Source organism: Ruegeria sp. AM1 (genome assembly GCF_056540745.1).
This window is the reverse complement of the sequence record NZ_JBQFXH010000018.1, coordinates 1-19,734: the sequence shown is the minus strand read 5'-3', so window position 1 is coordinate 19,734 and position 19,734 is coordinate 1. Positions and strand designations below refer to the sequence as shown.

16 protein-coding genes and 1 tRNA gene are annotated in these 19,734 nt (G+C 56.4%); 8 read left to right on the top strand and 9 right to left on the bottom strand.

The window, feature by feature from the left end; all coding sequences use genetic code 11:
• Window positions 1-90: 90 nt before the first annotated feature.
• A complete protein-coding gene (locus ACR0I7_RS19055; RefSeq protein ID WP_480513798.1) occupies window positions 91-1,458 on the top strand; it encodes an MFS transporter in 1,368 nt (455 codons plus the stop codon).
• A gap of 36 nt (window positions 1,459-1,494) precedes the next feature.
• Here ACR0I7_RS19055 and ACR0I7_RS19050 read toward each other — a convergent pair whose 3' ends face one another.
• Complete coding sequence (locus ACR0I7_RS19050; RefSeq protein WP_480513796.1) at window positions 1,495-2,727, bottom strand: HlyD family secretion protein; 1,233 nt, start codon at window positions 2,725-2,727, stop codon at window positions 1,495-1,497.
• Window positions 2,728-2,730: 3 nt separating this feature from the next.
• Window positions 2,731-3,129 carry a hypothetical protein gene (locus ACR0I7_RS19045; protein WP_480513829.1) on the bottom strand — a complete coding sequence of 133 codons (399 nt, stop codon included), beginning with the start codon at window positions 3,127-3,129 and terminating at the stop codon, window positions 2,731-2,733.
• A 142-nt stretch (window positions 3,130-3,271) separates the two neighbouring features.
• On the opposite strand from ACR0I7_RS19045, the gene ACR0I7_RS19040 reads away from it, so the two are divergent.
• The 3 genes from ACR0I7_RS19040 to ACR0I7_RS19030 are packed head-to-tail and all read left to right on the top strand — an operon-like array spanning window position 3,272 to window position 5,924.
• On the top strand, window positions 3,272-4,210 hold the full coding sequence (locus tag ACR0I7_RS19040) for an aldo/keto reductase (protein ID WP_480513794.1): 939 nt from the start codon (window positions 3,272-3,274) through the stop codon (window positions 4,208-4,210).
• The gene (locus ACR0I7_RS19035; protein WP_480513792.1) at window positions 4,207-5,274 is read left to right on the top strand and encodes an NAD(P)/FAD-dependent oxidoreductase; all 1,068 of its coding nucleotides are present in this window, start codon (window positions 4,207-4,209) and stop codon (window positions 5,272-5,274) included. The genes ACR0I7_RS19040 and ACR0I7_RS19035 overlap by 4 nt, the downstream gene beginning before the upstream one ends.
• Window positions 5,271-5,924: a DUF938 domain-containing protein gene (locus ACR0I7_RS19030; protein ID WP_480513790.1), complete on the top strand. Its 654-nt coding sequence runs from the start codon at window positions 5,271-5,273 to the stop codon at window positions 5,922-5,924. The genes ACR0I7_RS19035 and ACR0I7_RS19030 overlap by 4 nt, the downstream gene beginning before the upstream one ends.
• 123 nt (window positions 5,925-6,047) lie before the next feature.
• Here the strand turns inward: ACR0I7_RS19030 and ACR0I7_RS19025 are convergent, their stop codons facing one another.
• From ACR0I7_RS19025 to ACR0I7_RS19010, 4 genes are all read right to left on the bottom strand, one after another.
• On the bottom strand, window positions 6,048-8,555 hold the full coding sequence (locus ACR0I7_RS19025) for a GcvT family protein (protein ID WP_480513788.1): 2,508 nt from the start codon (window positions 8,553-8,555) through the stop codon (window positions 6,048-6,050).
• A gap of 136 nt (window positions 8,556-8,691) precedes the next feature.
• A complete protein-coding gene (locus ACR0I7_RS19020) occupies window positions 8,692-10,089 on the bottom strand; it encodes an FAD-binding oxidoreductase (RefSeq protein ID WP_480513786.1) in 1,398 nt (465 codons plus the stop codon).
• A 93-nt stretch (window positions 10,090-10,182) separates the two neighbouring features.
• The gene (gene ggt / locus ACR0I7_RS19015) at window positions 10,183-11,976 is read right to left on the bottom strand and encodes a gamma-glutamyltransferase (protein WP_480513784.1); all 1,794 of its coding nucleotides are present in this window, start codon (window positions 11,974-11,976) and stop codon (window positions 10,183-10,185) included.
• A 119-nt stretch (window positions 11,977-12,095) separates the two neighbouring features.
• The gene (locus ACR0I7_RS19010; protein WP_480513782.1) at window positions 12,096-13,082 is read right to left on the bottom strand and encodes a 2-hydroxyacid dehydrogenase; all 987 of its coding nucleotides are present in this window, start codon (window positions 13,080-13,082) and stop codon (window positions 12,096-12,098) included.
• A 138-nt stretch (window positions 13,083-13,220) separates the two neighbouring features.
• On the opposite strand from ACR0I7_RS19010, the gene ACR0I7_RS19005 reads away from it, so the two are divergent.
• A complete protein-coding gene (locus tag ACR0I7_RS19005; protein WP_480513780.1) occupies window positions 13,221-13,742 on the top strand; it encodes an SH3 domain-containing protein in 522 nt (173 codons plus the stop codon).
• Between the two features lie 15 nt (window positions 13,743-13,757).
• On the opposite strand, the gene ACR0I7_RS19000 is transcribed toward ACR0I7_RS19005, so the two are convergent.
• Both ACR0I7_RS19000 and ACR0I7_RS18995 read right to left on the bottom strand, forming a co-directional pair.
• Window positions 13,758-14,273, bottom strand: a complete 516-nt coding sequence (locus tag ACR0I7_RS19000) for a ferritin (RefSeq protein WP_480513778.1) — start codon at window positions 14,271-14,273, stop codon at window positions 13,758-13,760.
• A gap of 176 nt (window positions 14,274-14,449) precedes the next feature.
• Window positions 14,450-14,764 carry a hypothetical protein gene (locus ACR0I7_RS18995; protein ID WP_480513776.1) on the bottom strand — a complete coding sequence of 105 codons (315 nt, stop codon included), beginning with the start codon at window positions 14,762-14,764 and terminating at the stop codon, window positions 14,450-14,452.
• Window positions 14,765-15,607: 843 nt separating this feature from the next.
• On the opposite strand from ACR0I7_RS18995, the gene ACR0I7_RS18990 reads away from it, so the two are divergent.
• Window positions 15,608-15,682 (top strand) — tRNA-Gln (locus tag ACR0I7_RS18990).
• Between the two features lie 620 nt (window positions 15,683-16,302).
• Entirely contained in the window at window positions 16,303-17,601 is a 1,299-nt protein-coding gene (locus ACR0I7_RS18985; RefSeq protein WP_480513774.1) for a DUF5623 domain-containing protein, read from the top strand.
• Window positions 17,602-17,671: 70 nt separating this feature from the next.
• On the opposite strand, the gene ACR0I7_RS18980 is transcribed toward ACR0I7_RS18985, so the two are convergent.
• Entirely contained in the window at window positions 17,672-19,030 is a 1,359-nt protein-coding gene (locus ACR0I7_RS18980; RefSeq protein WP_480513772.1) for a hypothetical protein, read from the bottom strand.
• A 408-nt stretch (window positions 19,031-19,438) separates the two neighbouring features.
• Between ACR0I7_RS18980 and ACR0I7_RS18975 the strand changes: the two genes are divergently transcribed.
• Window positions 19,439-19,642 carry a hypothetical protein gene (locus ACR0I7_RS18975; RefSeq protein WP_480513771.1) on the top strand — a complete coding sequence of 68 codons (204 nt, stop codon included), beginning with the start codon at window positions 19,439-19,441 and terminating at the stop codon, window positions 19,640-19,642.
• Window positions 19,643-19,734: the final 92 nt, after the last annotated feature.

Genomic DNA, 19,734 nt, shown 5'->3' with positions numbered 1-19,734 from the left:
TGAACTCATGGGCGGTAAGCTGACGAAATTCTTGACGAACCGCCCAGCAGGCGACCTGATAGACACGCAGGCTTACAACACGCAGGGCGTATGGATCAACAAAGACACAAGCACAGGCGCTGGTGGATACTGGCCGCGATGGGTGCCATTCTGGGTGTGATCCTTCTGGATGAAACGGTGATCAGCGTCGCGTTGCCGACCATCCAGAAAGACCTTGGCCTGACGCGGCTGCAATCCCACTGGGTAGTGAACATCTATCTGCTGGTGCTGGCCTGCTTTGCCGGGGCCGCGGGCCGTCTGGGTGACATCTTTGGGGCGCGTTGGCTGCTGAGCGTGGGGCTGCTGATTTTTGGCCTGGCTTCTGCGTTGGGCGGGTTCGCCCAAAGTGGTTTTGACCTGCTGTTGTCCCGCGCCGTTCAGGGGCTGGGTGCGGCGCTGATATTTCCCTTGTCCCTGCTGATACTGGTCCGCTCGTTCGAAGAACATGAACGGGGTCTGGCGCTGGGTTTGTATGGTGCCGTCGGAACGGTCTTTCTGTCTCTGGGTCCGCTGGTCGGCGGCATGTTGACGGAATACCTGTCATGGCGCTGGATATTCTGGGTCAATCCACCGATCGTTCTGATCGTGGCGGCCATTGCATTGACTTGCTGGCGCGACCCGCCCCACCTGCCCCAGCTCGGGTTCGATTGGGCAGGTTTTATCTTGCTGGTCACCGGTCTGGCGGCGCTGGTCTTTGGCATCATGGAGGGCCCCGACCGAGGCTGGTTACAGCCGGAGGTTTTGATCGCCTTGGCGGCTGGCGTTCTAATGCTGATCCTCTTTGTTCCCATCGAAAACAAATCGGCCAATCCACTCATTGCGGTCTCACCGTTTTCCAATCCCAGCTTTGCAGCGGCAAACATGATCGTTTTCACGGCGCAATTCGTAAAGATCGTGCTGTTCGTCTTTGGTGCGCTTTATTTTCAATCGAAACTCGGATTTTCACCACTCACTGCCGGGCTGGCGCTGTTGCCGGTCGCCATTCCGCAAGTCTTTATCGCACCTTTGGCCGGAAAGATGGCAGACAGCTTTGGCACGCGCAGCCCATCACTGATCGGTCTCGCCTGCGGAACCTTGGGAGTGGGGCTGGTCGCTGCCGGCACGGCAACCCGGCAAAGCCCTTTGATCATGGCCGCTTTCCTGATCTGGGGATGCAGTGCCCCCTTTCTGTTTGTTCCACCACGGCGCGCGGTCATGACATCTGTACCACCCGAGTTCCATGGGCAGGCCAGCGGTATTTCCATGAGCTTTCAGCTTTTGGGCGGAACCGTTGGAATGGCGTTGGCCAGCACAGCCTATGCTGTGACCAACTCATTTCCGGCAGTGTTTGGATTCGTCGCAGCATTTGCTGCCTGCGTGTTTGCCTATTCTTATGCGGCGTTGGAAAGGCCAGCCACCCGCAGGAAAACAGGCAGGTAAGATCCGGCCCCATCCGACCGGGTCTTACCATGGCGATCAGTGACCGCTTAGTACCAGAGTGTTCACCGGCATCAGGATCAGGCGCAACCGCAGGCCCGCTGCATGCACAACACCAATGGTGTCGACTACATGCAGAAATGCCTTTTCGCCGAAGCCAAGGTTTTCATCCTCAAGCTTTTCGTGATTGTCGGTATAAACATTCGCCAGACAGTTACTGCCGGGCGGAACCTCATCCGCCATACCTTCGTAGAGCGGTTCGAGATAGACTAGAATTGACCCCGGCTGCGTGTTGCTTTGCACATCCCGCAGTTCATCGCTGGGCCGGATTTGACCTGATGGGATGACATCCTGAACCTCGACCACGACAACGGGAATGACCGTGAAGGGCTTGGTCATACAACCCAGTTCGCCAATCATACCTGGCTTGATGACTTGCGCCGACAGCTGATTGAAGGCCGCCTGGAAACGGTCATGCCCCGAGGCCGACGGCACCAGGATCCCGGCTGGTCGCAACAGGGGGCTGACATAGTCCCCGACCTGTAGACCAAACTGTTCGATACGACCCGTGACGCCCGCGCTGACCACGGTTTTGTCCAGTTCGGTCAGAGCTGCATCAAGCTGGGCGTTAGCGCTGGCCAGTTGCGCAGGGATCAGCTCTTCTATCTGCTGCACAACAGCTGCCCGGCGTGATTGCGTGGCGACAACCTGCGCCTCACGTTCTTCGACAAGGTTTTCAAGGCGCTCGATCTCGGCCAGACGAACCGCGCTTGAGCCCTCGTCCCGCAGGGTCGTGTTCCGCTCCAGATCTTCGATCGACTGATCCAGCGCGGCCTTTGCCCCGGCGATCCCGGCATCTGCCTCGGCCAGATCGGTCTCGGCAACTTTCAGCGATGCCTGGACCTGCGCAATCTGCGCGTGAGCCGCTTCGACCTGGGCCTGCTGTGTGAAATCTTCGAGACGGAAAATCGGCTGCCCGGCTGTCACAAGCTGGTTATTGCGGACATAAACCTCGGACACGCGACCACCCAGCTGCGGCAGGATCGTAACCGTCCTGAAGTAGGACGCAGCGGCTTGGCTGGATGGGTGGAAGTAAAACAGCGTGGTGATTACAGTCAGGGCCAGGATGGCACAGGAGGTCAGCCCCCATCGCAATTCGTACCACATGGTAAAAAGAGTGATTTCATGCCCGATCCGTTTACCCTGAACAAACCTGCGGAACAGATAATCAGGCAGCACGGTCACCAGCGCGCACATCAGTGTTTCTAGCATATCTTACTGCTCCTGCGGTGCGGTTTCGACGGGTTCCGAGATATCAGCGGGCGCATCTTTGACGACCGCTACATCCTCACGCTGAGGTGCCAAAGATCGGATCGCGTCCGCAATAGCGCGCAACGGGGCCGCGAAATCCGGGAACTGGAAACCGGCAACCAGAATGGCCGCAATCCAGAATATGCCATTATGCGTAAACAACGCGAGCAGCGCGAGAATTCCCACCAGCTGAAACTGTGGATGGTTGGATTCATGCGCCAATTTCTCGGGGATCGCGTGCAGCGTAAAATAGGCAACGCCAATCAGCAAAATAACGATAACCGTAAAAACAAGCATAAATGTAAAAAGGAAATCGCTCCCATCCGCTTGGGTCACATAGGACGGGATATGTCCTGTGGCCATCGGGTGTATCTCTGCGGTATTCACCCTGCCCTCCTCTTTATTACTGTCACTTCTTTGAATGGGTTGATGTGTATTTTCAACCCTGCTTAAAGTTCCCTCGGACCTTCATAGCCCTAATTCCCCTATCAACACAGGCCTTAGCATGACCCCAGCTTTGAAATCTTTGAATGGAACCGTCGCCCGCGGCTTTGTGTTCGGCACGATGCAGTTTGGCGGACGTGCTGATGCTAACGAAAGCCGCGAAATGTTCGATGCGTGTCGGACAGCCGGTATCACACATTTCGATACAGCCTATGTATATACCGATGGGGCATCGGAGACCCTGCTGGGTGACATGATCAAGAGCGACCGAGAGTCGTTGGTGATTGCAACCAAAGCGGGATATATCGGAAGCTCAAGCGCTCAGGATATCACAAAACAGTTCGATACTTCTCGTCAGCGACTGGATCAGGACATGGTCGATCTGCTTTATCTGCACAGATTCGACCCGAACGTCGAGTTGGCGGACACGATGGAATGTCTTGCGCGCCTGAAACAAGAGGGCAAAATCCGCTATGTCGGGGTATCGAATTTCGCGGCGTGGCAGGTGATGAAGGCCGTTCGCATCGCGGCAGAGTTCGATCTGACAATCGATGTATTGCAGCCAATGTATAACCTGGTGAAGCGTCAAGCCGAGGTTGAAATACTGCCGATGTGTGCAGATCAGGGCATTGCCGTTGCTGCTTATTCCCCTCTGGGTGGCGGGCTGCTGACCGGCAAATACGCCCAAGGTGAACAGGGGCGCCTAGCCGAGGACAGCCGCTATGCCGCGCGATATGGCGCAGATTGGATGCCCATCGTGGCGCAGAATCTCAGCGCTGTCGCGCATGAGATCGGACAGGACCCTGCCACGCTGGCCGTTGCTTGGGTTGCCGCCAGCCCGTTTCAGCCAATGCCGATCATTTCGGCGCGGAATGCCACCCAATTGACGCCGTCGCTTGCAGCAATGAATTGGTCAATGCCCGATGACCTTTATGAACGCATCACAGCGCTCAGCGTCACTCCGCCGCCCGCGACGGACAGGCTCGAAGAGCAATCGTGATTGACTTTCTGATCATCGGAGGCGGCATCGCCGGCCTCAGTACCGGCGCGCGCCTGTCGGAACACGGCACCGTAGCCGTTCTGGAAGCAGAAGAGGCATTGGGCTATCACTCCTCGGGCCGCTCAGCAGCGATGTTCGAAGAAGGCTACGGCCCGCCGTCGGTCGTCGAACTGAACAGGGCAAGTGCGGAGTTTTTCTTTGCAAGCGACTATCTGACACCGCGTGGTCTGATGCTTGTAGGCAGCGACGCGCAATACAGTCTTTTTGCCAAAGATGTGGCCGATTTCGGGATGGAAGAGATTGCGGTAACCGATGCAACTGCCCGGATACCGGTGCTGAACCCGGACACTGTTACCCATGCCGCAATCAGCGACAACGCGTTTGATATCGACACCGATCGAATGCTGCAGGATTTTGCACGTGTCATTCGCACAAACGGGGGGCAGGTTTTGACCCGGCAACCCGTGACGCATATCCACAAAGAGGACGTCTGGCATGTCAAAGCGGCGCAGACCTTTTGCGCGCGCAACGTCATCAACGCCGCAGGGGCCTGGGTTGACCAAATCGCGGTTATGGCAGGTATCGCGCCGATTGGGATCAAACCCTGCCGCCGATCTATGGCACGCATCCCCGCCCCCGGCGGGCACGATGTGGCCAAATGGCCGATGCTGTTGGGCGCCGGAGAAACATGGTACGCCAAACCGGACGCGGGCAAACTGCTTGTTTCCCCGGCCGAGGCCCATCCCGTTGACCCGCATGATGCTTACGCCGACGACATGGTGTTAGCCGAGGGTTTGGCACGGTATGAAGAAATGGTGACCGAACCCGTGACGCGGGTTGAGGCGAACTGGGCTGGATTGCGCAGTTTTGCTCCTGATGGCACCCTGGTGCTGGGGCCCGATCCGTCGGATCGCAGTTTCATCTGGTGCGCCGCGCAAGGGGGGTATGGGTTCCAGACCGCCCCAGCTGCCTCTCAGCTTGTCGCTGACCTGATCGTTGGCGCACAGCCAAAACTGGCGACGGACATAATTTCCGAACTTAGCCCTGCAAGGTTACGACCATGACCAAGAGACAGCTGCCGCCAGCGGCTAGTGTTGTAATACCAGCGGATGACGGTCAGTTGGTTGCCCCTTCAGCCAGCCGGAATGCCGAAGCGATCTGCGATGTATTGCAAAGCTTTGCTCCGACATCCGGCTCTGCGCTGGAGCTAGCCAGTGGCACCGGGCAGCATGTGGCATATTTTGCACAACTTTTTCCCGATCTGAATTGGCAGCCCAGCGATATTGAGGCCGAGCGCCGAACCAGCATCGATACCTACACCGTGTCCCTGCCGAATGTTGCCGCTGCGACAGACCTGAACGCGACCTCGGCGGGCTGGCATGAGAGGTTTAGCGGACAAAACCTGATTGTTCTGGTCAACCTGTTGCATCTGATCAGTTCGCCCGAAGCTGAAACACTGATCCGCGAGGCGGCGCTGGCGCTGGCGCCCGGGGGCCGTCTGGTCCTTTACGGCCCTTTCATGCGGGATGGTCGCCTGATCAGCGATGGAGATCAGCGCTTTCACACCGCATTGATCACGCAAGACCCGGACATCGGTTACAAGAACGACAGTGACCTGCGCGAGATGTTGAAGCGGGTAGGTCTGGAGTTGATCGACATGATCGAAATGCCCGCCAACAACCTTGCGTTTGTGGCAGAGAAAACGGACATCTGAGCGGGATCAAAAGCGGACTGCCCTGCCAATGTCATGCATTGGCCCAAACTGTGGATTGCGTTGGGCCTTTCGGCCATCTGACGCGCAAAGAGGCCCCGCCGGAAAAGCGGGGCCTTTGTGTGATTAACCGTCTTTGCGGATAACCTCGTTCTTCGGGTCATAAGGGCTGTCACAGGTCACGACCGCGTCCCACAACTTGTCCTGCATCTTGACCTTCAACCTGGTGCCTTCGGCCGCCAGCTCGGGCTTTACATATCCCATGCCGATGGATTTCTCGAACGCGACCGAGTATCCGCCCGAGGTCAGGCGGCCCACACGCTCTCCTTCAGGCGTATACAGCACCTCGCGGCCCCACGGATCGGCGTCGTCCGGCCCATCGATCAGCAGGGTACAGCATTTCACTCGCACGCCGGTCTCTTCCAGCTTGGCTTTGCCGTGGAACTCCTTAGACAGATCGACAAAACGCGGCAGGTCAGCCTCAAGCGGGGTCGCGTCGCGGCCCAGTTCGGTGCCGAAGGCGCGATAGGATTTCTCCTGACGCAGCCAGTTCTGAGCGCGGGCGCCAACCAGCTTCATCCCGTACTTTTCACCGGCTTTTTCAAGCAGATCGAACAGGTAATTTTGCATCTCGATCGGGTGGTGCAACTCCCAGCCCAGCTCACCGGTATAGGCCACACGGATGGCGTTCACGGGGCACATGCCCAGTTCGATCTGACAGGCCGACAGCCACGGGAAACGCTTGTTAGACAGCGCAGTGTCCGGGTCGGCGTCTTTGATGACCTCTTTCAAAACGTCGCGCGACTTGGGTCCGGCGATGGCAAAAACGCCCCATTGCGTGGTGACGTCCTGGATCTCGATGTAACCGAACTCCTCCATCTTGTCCTCGGCCGCCTTGCGCAGGTAATCGGCGTCGTATTCAGTCCAGGCACCGGCAGATACGATGTAGTAGGTGTTCTCGCCATTGCGAACGATGGTGTATTCGGTGCGTGTGGTGCCGTGCGAGGTCAGCGCGTAGGTCAGGTTGATGCGGCCAACCTTGGGTAGCTTGTTGCAGGTGAACCAATCCAGAAACCGGGTCGCACCAGGGCCTTTGACGACATGCTTGGTAAAGGCTGATGCATCAATCAGGCCCACGCCTTCGCGGATCGCTTTGGCTTCTTCGACGGCATATTGCCACCAGCCACCACGGCGGAAGGACCGGCTTTCCTTATCGAAATTGTCCGGCGCATCCAGCGGGCCATAGTAGTTCGGACGTTCCCAACCATTGACCCAACCAAACTGTGCGCCGCGCGCTTTCTGACGATCATAGGCTGGAACGGTGCGTAGCGGACGACAGGCTTCACGCTCTTCGTCGGGGTGGTGAAGAATATAGACGTGCTCATAGCACTCTTCGTTCTTACGCGCCGCGAACTCAGTGGTCATCCAGTTCGACGAATACCGCTTGGGGTCCAGCGAGGCCATGTCGATCTCGGCTTCGCCATCGACCATCATCTGCGCCAGATAGTAACCGGTGCCACCTGCGGCGGTGATCCCGAATGAGAATCCTTCGGCCAGCCACATATTGCGAAGGCCCGGAGCCGGACCAACCAGCGGGTTGCCGTCAGGCGTATAGCAAATCGGACCGTTGAAATCGTCCTTAAGACCCGAGTCAGCGCACGAGGGAACACGTTCAGCCATCGCCATGTACTGCTCGGCAATCCGGTCCAAGTCCAACGGGAACAGGTCTGCCCGGAAACTGTCTGGCACACCGTATTCAAACCGCGCAGGCGCACCGTGTTCATAAATGCCCAGAATCCAACCGCCGCGTTCCTCTCGGGCATAGGATTCATTGTCGGCATCACGCACAACGGGATGTTCTGCGTTGCCCGCTTCACGCCATTTGACCAGCTCAGGGTCTTTGTCCATGACGATAAAGGTGTGCTCGACCGGGATCGCAGGCATCTTGATGCCCAGCATTTTGGCGGTCCGCTGCGCGTGGTTGCCTGATGCGGTCACGACGTGTTCGGCGGTGATGACGACCTGCTCGTCTGACGGCACGAGGTTACCGCCCTGCTCGACCATCTTGGTGCAGGTGACTTCCCAATGGGTGCCGGTCCAGTGGAAGGCGTCGGCCTGCATCTTGCGCACGATGTCCACGCCGCGCTGACGCGCACCCTTGGCCATCGCCTGCGTAACATCCGCAGGGTTAATGTAGCCATCCTCGGTATGGTAGAGGGCCCCCTTGAGGTCACCGGTTTCGATCAGCGGCCAGCGTTCCTTGATCTGATCTGGGGTCAGCCATTCATATTTCACATCGCAGGTCTCGGCAGTCGAGGCGTAGAGCATGAATTCGTCCATGCGATCCTGCGTCTGCGCCATGCGCAGGTTGCCAACCACGGCAAAGCCCGCGTTCAGGCCGGTTTCGTCCTCAAGCGTCTTGTAGAAATCGACCGAATATTTGTGGATATGGGTCGTCGCGTAAGACATGTTGAACAGCGGCAACAGCCCCGCCGCGTGCCAGGTCGAGCCTGACGTCAACTCGTCCCGTTCGATCAGCATCACATCATCCCAGCCCGCTTTGGCCAGATGATAGGCAATCGAGGTGCCGATAGCGCCACCGCCAACGACCAGTGCTTTGACTTGGGTTTTCATTCGCCCGCTCTCCGGATTGAGTCTGTTTGGCAAGGTTTATGCCCAAGGACGGCCCGCAACGCCAAGTCCAGCCGACCCAAAAAAGATCAAAACCGACCTTCGGCCCGAAGGTTGCCGCCAGCAAGGGCCAATCCGTCTAGAGAATCTTACCCGGATTCATGATGTTGTCGGGATCGAGCGCCATTTTTATCGCGCGCATATAGTCGGTCGCTGCACCCAGCTCTTTCACCAGATAGGGGCGTTTGCCCTGACCAATCCCATGTTCCCCTGTACAGGTGCCCTCCATCGAGATGGCAAGCTCGTTTAGCCATCCAACGAACTGATCCGCTTTGGTCACCTCGTCCTTGTTGTCCATGTCGATCAGCAACAGCGTATGAAAGTTGCCATCACCGACATGCCCAACGATCGGCGCGAGCAGGCCCAACCCGGCCGCTTTGTCTTGCGCCGCGCCGACACATTCGGCCAGGCGCGAAATCGGCACGCAGACATCCGTTGAAATGCCACGGGCACCGGGCCGCAACTGCAGGTTGGCCCAATACATGTCATGGCGCGCCTGCCAAAGCTTGTTCCGTTCCTCGGTGGTGGATGTCGCCACAAAATCGGCGCCGCCGAACTCTTCGGCAATATCTCCGAAGGTCTGGGCCTGCTCTGCAGCTCCGACTTCTGATCCATGAAACTCCAGCAGCAGCAGTGGCGTTTCGGGCAGATCCAAACCGGAATAGGCATTGGTAGCGCGCACCGACATTTCGTCAAGTAGCTCGATCCGGGCAACGGGAATACCGTACTGAATCGTTGTCATCACCGCCTGACAGGCCGCATCAACGGTCTGGAACGAACAGCGCGCCGAGGTGATTGCTTCGGGGATGCCCTGCAGGCGCAACGTGATCTCGGTGATGATACCCAAAGTACCCTCGGCCCCGATCAACAGCCGGGTCAGGTCATAGCCCGCCGACGACTTGCGCGCGCGATGACCGGTGCGGATGACACGTCCGTCGGGCATCACCGCCTCAAGGCTCAGAATGTTGTCCTTCATCGTGCCATAGCGCACCGCGTTGGTGCCCGAGGCACGCGTCGCCGCCATGCCCCCAAGCGAGGCATTGGCCCCCGGATCGATGGGGAAGAACAGGCCCTGATCGCGCAGATGCGTATTCAGGTCCTCGCGCGTGACGCCCGGCTGCACCACACAATCCAGATCACTGGCATTCACCACCAAAACCCGGTTCATCTGGGTCAAATCAACGGACACGCCTCCGGCAGGGGCATTGACGTGCCCTTCAAGGGACGTCCCCGTTCCAAAAGGGATCACCGGAACCTTATGGGCCGCGCAGGTTTTGACGATTTCCGACACTTCATCTGTCGATTGAGGGAAAACCACCGCATCGGGGTTCTGGTTCTCGATCCATGTCGTGGTGTGGCCATGCTGTTCACGGATCGCGGCGCTGGTCTGCAGTCGATCGCCGAACCGTTGTTTCAGAACGCCAATTACTGTTTCGATACCTGTTTCGTTGCGCGGCAAAGCAGCTGCTTGCACCATAGACACCTCCCCTGCCCGCTTAGGAACGCGAGCCCTCCAGCATATGACTAGAAGGCCCGCGGGGTCCTGCCAATACCCAGAATGACGGAGGTCCTATTCTCCCAGCGCAATCCCCTCGCGCCGGTGATCAGCCCCCCCCTTCAATCCACCCGATATCTCAATGGCGTGCAAGCCCGAGGTCAGATCACGTGCATTCACCTCAAAGCCAAGCTCTGCCAGCGCATCGGCATAACCTTCGGCAGCGGTTCCAACCTCGACATCATAGGTGCCGAAACGGTTCACCAGATGCGGGTGCGACAGCGCCTGCTGAACATTCATGTCCCAGTCTACCCAGGCAATGATGGATTTTGCGACATATCCGATAATGCGGCTGCCCCCCGGAGACCCGATGGCAAGCGCCGGCGCACCGTCCTGCATGACGATGGTCGGGCTCATCGAGGATCTGGGGCGCTTACCCGGTTCAATGCGGTTGGCGATCGGCAAGCCATCGCTGTGGGTTTTGAATGAAAAGTCGGTCAGTTCGTTGTTAAGCAGAAAACCATTGGTCATCAGCCGAGAACCAAAGCCGTTTTCGATCGTTGTGGTCATAGACAGAACATTGCCATACGCATCGACAATCGAAATATGGGACGTCGACGGCAGTTCGATCGACACATCATCCGCCCAGTTCGATGCGTGGTCGAACTCAGGGTTACCTGGTGCGACCTCGGCCAGTGCTGCTCCGTCTGTCAACAGGGCCGCACGCTCGGCGAGGTAGGCAGGATCGACCAAACCTTCTGTCGGCATCGGGACAAAATCGCTATCCGCCATATAGCGACCACGATCCGCAAACGCCAGTCGCGACGCATCTCCGATCAATCGCCAAGCCTCATGGCTTTCGGGGCCCATAGCGGCCAGATCATAGCTGTTCAGCATCCCCAGAATTTGCCCAACGGTCAACGCGCCAGAGGATGGCGGCCCCATACCGCAGACCTCAAACGCGCGATACTCGGCACAAACCGGCTCACGTTCGATCACCTGATAAAGCGCCAGATCGATACCTGAGAGGACGCCAGGATTGCCGGGCGCATTTCGGACGGTGTTCACGATACCCACCGCGACATCACCGCCATAAAACCCAGCTGCGCCGTCACTTGCCAATTCTCGAAGCGTCTCGCCATAGGCCGGATTCATCAGGCGATGTCCCTGAGCAATCGGTTCTCCGCCGGGCAGAAAATACGCGGCTGTTGCAGGAAACCGCGACAGGCGCTCGGCGTCGCGCTCGACAAGGCTGGCCAGCCGGGGCGACACAAGAAAACCCTCATCCGCCAGACGAATGCCATCCTCGAACAGCGATGGCCAGGGGCTGCGGCCCCAGCGACGATGCGCCTCTTCCAACAAGGCGGGTGTACCGGGGGTGCCAACGGACAGCCCCCCGACAACTGCGTCAAAAAACTTGAGCGGCTCTCCATTTTCGTCCTGAAACAAGGTCGGTGTGGCGGCTAGGGGCGCGGTTTCCCGCCCATCCAGCGTTGTCAGCTTACCGCTCGCAGCATCATACCACACCAGAAATGCGCCCCCGCCCAGACCAGAGGATTGCGGTTCAACCAACCCCAGAACGACCTGTACCGCCACCATGGCATCTGCCGCCGTTCCCCCCGCGCGCAGAACGCGTGCCCCGGCCTCAACCGCCAATGGGTTTGCTGCGGCGATCATCCAGTTGTCTGACTGGACGGGAACACCGGCAGCCTTGGCCTCGAGCGCGGCGATCACCTCGTCGGTCAAGGTCTGCACTTGCCCCTCGGACGCGCCTTCGGGCGCAACCGTATCGGCAGCCTCCTGCGCGCTCAGCGACGTAGAGAACACAACGGCTGATAGCAGCGCCGACGAAAACTGACTGAACTTCATAGCAACCTCCAATTGGTTTCCAATTCAAATACCCCCACAGGCACCCTGCCCTGCGGCCTTAAAACCAGCTCTGTCAGCGACCAGCCCGCCCTCGACACGAGACGCGGCGGTCAGGACCATCATAACATGGCAGGCACAACCTGATCCGGCGGACGGTGGCCATCTTCGAACGTCTTAATGTTGATGATAACTTTCTCACCCATCTCAATCCGTCCTTCCAGTGTCGCCGACCCCATATGCGGCAGCAAAACCACATTGGACAGCTGGCGCAGACGCGGGTTCACATCGATACCGTGTTCATAAACATCCAGACCCGCTCCGGCGATCTCACCCGCACGGATCATGCGGGTCAGAGCGTTTTCATCCACCACCTCACCGCGGGATGTATTCACAAGAACCGCCGAAGGCTTCATCAGCTTCAGTCGACGGGCGTTCATCAGATGAAAGCTGGACGGCGTAGACGGGCAGTTCACCGAGATCACATCCATCCGGGCCACCATCTGATCCAGGCTCTCCCAATAGGTCGCCTCAAGCTCCTGCTCTGTCTCCGGCCTCAAACGGCGACGATTGTGATAGTGCACCTGCATCCCAAAGGCTGCGGCCCGCCGCGCGACAGCCTGCCCGATGCGCCCCATACCAAGAATGCCCAGCCGACGTCCGCCAATACGCCCCCCCAGCAATGCGGTTGGCGCCCACCCTGCCCAGTCGCCTTTTTGCATCAGGGAAAGGCCTTCGGGAATGCGGCGCGTAACTGCTAGGATCAGCGCCATCGTCATGTCGGCCGTGTCGTCGGTTAGAACGCCCGGCGTATTTGAGACCAATATCCCGCGCTGTCGGGCGGTCGAAATGTCGATATTGTCAACCCCGGCCCCATAGTTGGCAATCAGCCGAAGCCTTTCCCCGGCCTGCCCTAAAAGCCCGCCATCGATGGTGTCGGTCACCGTCGGAACCAGAACATCTGCCTCTTGTACGGCAGCAACCAGCTCTTCTCGGGTCATGGGGGTATCGTCGTGCCGCAACCGCACATCGAAAAGCTCGCTCAGGCGGGTCTCTACTGCTTCGGGCAACCGTCGCGTAACGACAACACTCAAACGTTCTCTTGGCACCTTAGCCCTCCTACTGCTTTGCAAACAGTCGCGCGCCATGGCATCGTGGCGCAGGATCAGTCGGGGCACAAGAACCCCATGAGTATTGATGCAACCTTTTTTCGAAGCACGACAAACAGGCATAAGAGCAGACAGGCAGTGAGTGCTATTTTTTCGGTGAAACGCCTCGGTTGGGCGGCCCTATCCGTGTCTTTGATCGTGTTCGGCACATTAAGCGCCAGCGCGCAGGACAAGCGCGGGCCGGTCACGAACCTGCCCCTGCCGCGCTATGTCTCGATGAAAGCGGCCGAGGGGAATGTGCGCCGCGGACCATCTTTGACCCACAGAATCGACTGGGTGTTCAAACGGCGCGGCATGCCTTTGCAGATCACGGCTGAATACGGGAACTGGCGCAAGGTTCAGGACCGCGACGGTGCCGGTGGCTGGGTTCACTATGCCTTGCTGTCCGGGGTGCGCACCGTTCTGATCGAGTCGGACATGCTGCCCGTCTACGCAAGCCCCGACGCAAAATCCCAGATCAACGCGCATTTCGAAACCGGCGTCGTCGCGCGGTTGGGCAGTTGTTCTGTCGACTGGTGTCGCATCTCGGCTGGCGGTTATCGTGGCTGGACCCTCAAGTCCAACCTATGGGGCATCGATCCTGCTGAAATCCGCGAGTGACGGTACCGCCGAAACTCAGGCAGGCGTGTCCTCTTCTGCAGCACCGCGCGCACTCAGTTCTTGATCCAGCAAAAGCAGATTCCATCGATCGCCATTTGCGGCTTTGACCTTATCGAGGATCGACGTAAAGAGGTCTTCCTCTTCAATCTGTTCTGCTAGGAACCAGTTCAGCATATTCTGTGTGCTGTATTCTCTGACCTCATTTGCCAGCCCGAACAAAGCGTTGATCTGGCCCGTCACAGTTATCTCATTCTCAAGCGCCGCCTCTAACGCGTCGACCGGAGAGGCATAGTCTGCTTTCGGCTTGGAAATCCCTTCCAACTCGATGCGCCCGCCGCGCTTTGCGATAAAATCGAAAATCCGCATGGCGTGGGTTTCTTCCTCAGCCGAATGCCCCCTGAACCACTGCGCGAAACCCGGCAAATCCTGCGCCTCGAAATAGGCCGCCATGGCGAGATAGGTATATGACGCATGAAGCTCGTTATTGATCTGACTGTTCAGCGCGTCTGCGACTTTGGCATTCAGTTTCATGGGAACTCCCTCACAATAGCGTTCTATCTTTTTTAAGCTAGATATTCGCACGAATTTTCGCAACCGATATCGTCTTTTAAGTCATATTTTTCAAAATGTTAACTATTCGCTTATGCGACTGAAAAGCAATCGCAGCTACCTTGGACACAGGCTCCGCCAACAGACCGCCAAATCAGCTAAACCAACTCTATCCACCTGTCTTGTTCAGAGGTTGGCATTTTACGTTTCGACAGTAGTGTGAAGCCCTCAATGCGCATGACATGAGAGGCATCATGAAAGCCATCACCTACAGCAGCGTCGGCGTGGCCGCAGAGGTTCTTAAGCTTCAAGAGCTTGAGCCCGTTACCCCCAACCGCGGGCGAAGTGACGGTCGACATCGCCCGTTCGGGCGTGAATCCATAGGATGTGAAATCGCGATCAGGCACGCGGCCCGGAGCAACAGAGCCCGCGTTCTCGATCATCATCCCCCACAGTGCTGGCTTGGGGATCATCACGGCTGTGGGCAACGGTCTCTCAACCGCGCCGATAGGACAGCGGGTCTGGACTTGGAATGGCCAGTAGCAACCCGCATTCGGAACCGCATCGACTGAAATCACGCTACCCGCAGAGCAGGCCTCTCCGCTGCCCGATGCTGTCTCGATGCGAACCGGTGCAGTGCTGGGTATCCTCGGTCTCACCACCAGCCACATGGTTTTTTTCCGGTAGCGACATAAAAGGGAACAACAATCCTGATTCAAGGAAGCTCTGGCACCGTCAGCTATCTGGCAGTGCAAATGGCCAGTGCCAGAGTCATCTCGACGGCGAGCGCGCGCAATCTGGGCCGCGTCGGGGCTGCGAGTGCCGACGTGGCCCTAGACTACGCCGCACCCGATTTGGCAGATAATATACTGGACGCAGATGGCGGACAGACTGTCCCGCAGGTCGTCGGTGTGGAGTTCGGACCAAATATTGACATGAACGCCGACGTTGTTGCCGAAAACGGTCGTATCACTGCCTATGGCTCGGCTCAAAACATGACGCCTGTGCTGCCATTTTATCCCCTCTTGTTCAAATCTGTCACAATCGAGGTGGCGCTTGTCTATCTCTTGCCACCAGAGGTGCCGGCGGCCGATCGAGGCATTGGCCGAAGATGCCCTCAGTTGCCCCATTCAGGATGTTTTCTCGCTGCACGAATGCGCCCAAGCTCAGTTGCCCGTAGAAGCCGGAAACCGATCCGGTGCCGTGCTTCTTGAGGTCGCCTGAGCGCTGTGAAAATAATTTGAGATCATCGCGTACTTTTTTGCCCAAAAGCCCTTGCGCCCCTCATACAACAATCGTAGATAGCCGCTCACCGTTGGGGTGTAGCCAAGTGGTAAGGCAGCGGTTTTTGGTACCGTGTATCGTAGGTTCGAATCCTACCACCCCAGCCATGATTTTCCATTGTGTGTCGTCCGGTATGAATCGGCATTTGTCCGGCTTGTAAGGCAACTTTTGTCGGGTAAAACCGCAACTTTTACCAAATCTGGCAGTTTTGACGGGCAGACCTCAGTCAACTTAGCTGTTTTTCTAGTTTCCAAGAAATGCCACGGTGCATGAGGTCTGGAGGCTCTGAATCCGGCACCCAGGGCGGACAGTGTGAATTCGCCGCTCTGCAGTGGAGACACTCGGGAAGTTCCAAAGCGGACTTTGATCATTAACGGTTGGATTTTTAGAAGGTCACGAAACTTTGTCTCAATCGACACCAAAGGCTCAGAAAATCAGCCACTCACGTCATTCAACTCTGAGCCAAACGCCTACATCCTAGCCAAGCGTACAGAAGCGCCATTCGTCAACAGAGCAGCAAATATCGCAAGCCAGCCCTAAGTCTAGGTATTGAAGTGCATTTAAGTAGAGGCTATTTTTGAGCTGCTCTTGGCAGGAGCAAGGCGCTCGCCGTTCCAAAGCTGCAGGCAGCACTGCTTCGAAAGTCTTTTGCAGAATCCTATCAGCTGACACTCCGGCTTGAAGGGCGTTTGGCGAGCAACGTCTCATTTCGAGCCAGGAGACTGCTATGTTGATTGAGGATCTTCGTCCCACCACTATCACCGGCGTTAAACGCCTTGCTTCCCAACTCAAGAAGAGCAAGGGAATAAAGCATACTGATGCACTAGATCTGGCATCCAATGCCGCCCGCTGTGAAAATTTCCGACACGCGCAGCGCACCCTGCCTATTGGAGGGAATTCGAACGCCAAACCTTACATCTTACTAACAAGGTACTGGTACGACAAAGATAGTCGCCCAAGTTTAGGGCGGGAAACTTTGCGGGTGCAGTTGCCAATTCCGATTTTCGAGCTGTGCGCAAAGAACACACTTAAACATGCACGTGGTTTCGGCGAGCTTAGAATGGTGGCTGGTGACCACTTTGTTTGCGACAACGTTGATCACAATCAGGAATATGCACGCAACAGGCTTTGCGCTGCCGAACGCTCACTGCGGTTTATGGAGCACACTGGCCTCATCCCGAACCGTGATCAACGGAAATATCCAAAGATTCTCGAAAGTGATAAACTCCCAAAAACCGACCATCCTACCAGCTGGATCGACCAAAAAAGTGGTCAATTCGTGCTTATCGATGAACCCTACGGTGGAGCGCCACATGCGGATGAACGGTCGGCTTGGGCATCACGAAATGGATGGCGGGTCGAAAAAAGCAGTTGGCCCGGAATGTACTACCCCTATCAGTGCGATCTTTATGTCTGTGCCGACGTAACCACTGGGTACGATATTGAAGCACTTGTTGCGAAAATCAATTCCATGCCCGCCCCAGTAACTAGCGATGATTGGACTGGAGAGTCCGTTCATTCGTGGGATACATTCTTGAGCCCAATGGCGAAGACAAAACAAGATAAGCGTCGGGCGCGGTGCAAAGGAACAATTTATCCCGAAACAAGCAAAACGACTGAACCTTTCAGCTATCGAATGGGGTGCACTCACCGTCACCCCATTGGTGCTCTCGGAGTGGACGAGCACGTCGAATGTGGGCGCATTATCAAGGCTGCAATGTCATCAGAGTACACGACTTGGGGGGCACGGACACGGTTAAATTCTCTACGGTCAGAGCTTGAAAACTGGTACAATTTTGAAATCAAAGGAAAAGATCCTGAGGGGATAGACTTCTTCAAGGTCTATTATGGCGAGACCCCGGAGGACAAAGCACTGCGGAGGTCGATGACTAGCGCAGCCGATGTCGTTTTTGCTCTTGGCGGAGTATCTCAAATGCTTAAATCCGCCTATCCGGATTGCGCTCCACTTCGCCAACAACTTCGTCGTCTGGAAATGGCCGCTTCGATGATCGGCAAGGCCAGCTGAGTTGTTTCGCGAGCCAAGCAATCAGCTTGGCTCGCCTTTCCTGCCGACTTTAGCAGGCTGGAACAGCAAACTATCCAGCTTTGCCTTCTCTGACCCGACGCAACAAGTCTTTGTCAGTTGGATCGATGCCGTTCATGATCGCCTCGACTTGCGGCAGATGTTGCGAGGCACGTCTCAAATCGCGCTTTATCAGAACATTGGTGACAATTTTTGTTTGATCGTCGAATACGTTATGGCCTTCGTGGATAGCCCATCCCTTCAAACCACGTTCGAAGCGTTGTTTGGCTTCACCTTTTAGACGAAGCACTTTCGGTGGCTCACCCTCGCGAAGACGCAGTATCTCAAACTCATTGTAAACTTCGCAACTCCAGTTCCCAACTTCGGAGGTCGCCACGGAGGCGTTCAAATACACGTCCGGTTCGTCGATATCTACAAGAGCCAGAGCTAAATCCAGCGCTTCACCTAACTTGCCTTCCGCTCTAATGTTGTTTTCAACAATGAAATCATCCATCTGCTTCCAAGCCTGCTTCTCAGGAAGCCAAAATACCGGTCGATTGCCCAACTGATCTGGCGCGGTAAATTTGATTGCCTCCCACACACTGAATAGTGGTTGTGAGAGTTTGAACTGGACATTTTTTAAACCCTTGAATTGCTTAAGTCCGAGTGATGGGATCGTGGCTGATGCCAATTGCAAAGCGGATTCAACGTCAACCGCAGAAGGTGTAGCCCCCTCGTCGAGCAATATTCGCAATCCCTGGCTTTCAAAATTGCCGACAGAAGCGCCCCTAAAGGTCTCAGGCACGGACACAATGCAATCGAACGGACCAACCAAGATACGCAACACGTTACAGTCACTTTGAGCCAATGTGGGATACAAATCGACCGCGTTCAGGTTCCTAATGGCACCGTAGATTAACTGTGCGGCAACAGGGTCGAGATCAGAAGGATAGGCATCGGTCACTTCAACGTTTCCATTGCGGTTCAAGACCAGATTGGCGTAGATCGCCGCTTCACTGTGACCATTCCCCTCGGTAACACTGAGTTCCAGTCCAATAATCGGATCACCTGAATGTCGCATGCTAAAAAGCGGCCGAGTTTCCTCGGCCAACCACGCCAACTCGATACTATTATTGGCAATACTCACTTCCGCTATTCTTGCTGAACGTTGCTCGGCGCTTCGATCAACAGGAGGAACTAGACTCCTATCGAGGACTTGTGATGGCTGTTGGTGATGACGAGAACTCTTTGCTTTAAGCGCCCCCCAATTTGCCCCTGGAGAAATGGCGTTCGCGAGATCATTCAACAGAGTTAGTTTGGTAGGGCATTCATCGCTCTTCCAGCGATCCAATATGCGGTCAACACCTTTGGAAAGGTGATCAAGATTTACCTGGATGGCATCGCTCTCAGGCGTTTCAGTATGGAAGCTCATGGTGCTCGTTCCTCTGGCGTATTTCCGACTCCGAATTAAGCCGTGGACCCTTTGGCAGGATTCGCAAACCGCACGATGGATGAGCAGATTGAAGAACTCTATGTCGCTCGACAAATCAGGATCCAATGGGTCCGGATCAGATTTGCTGGGTTGGTCATCACCTGCCGCGCCTACCTGCATCCAGCAGAGCGCCAGCCCCAATTAAGCTTCCCGAAGCCTACCGACTTCTGTTTCGAAAGACAACTGTTAGAAGTTCGTGCATTTCGCTGCAGGCGCAATGTGCCGAGACCCACCGCTGGACCTCTCTAGAAATGAGGCGCGGCAACGCAAAGCGAGCTTACAACATTCGAGTTCCTACGTTACCGTAAATTGCGGTACCAATTAGCAAGATTCACTCGGAGAGGTTGTTTGATTAATTTCAGAAAAGGAAGCAAAGACGAGTTTGCGAAGCTTTCCCCTGAAGCAGGGTTTGATGATCGCGCCGAAATTATCCGGCGAAATCTGGCAGAGGTTTTTGGTTCCAAGAACCTGTCTTTTCTCATTGGTTCCGGTTGCTCATCCTACATGCACGAAGGCAATGAGCTTGGCATTCCGACTGACCCAGCCCCCTGAAATCAGGCCATTGAGGTGTTAGTAATCCGTCCAAGCAAAGGATGGACTATGAAACGCAGATTTAGCGACGAACAGATCATTGGAATGATCAA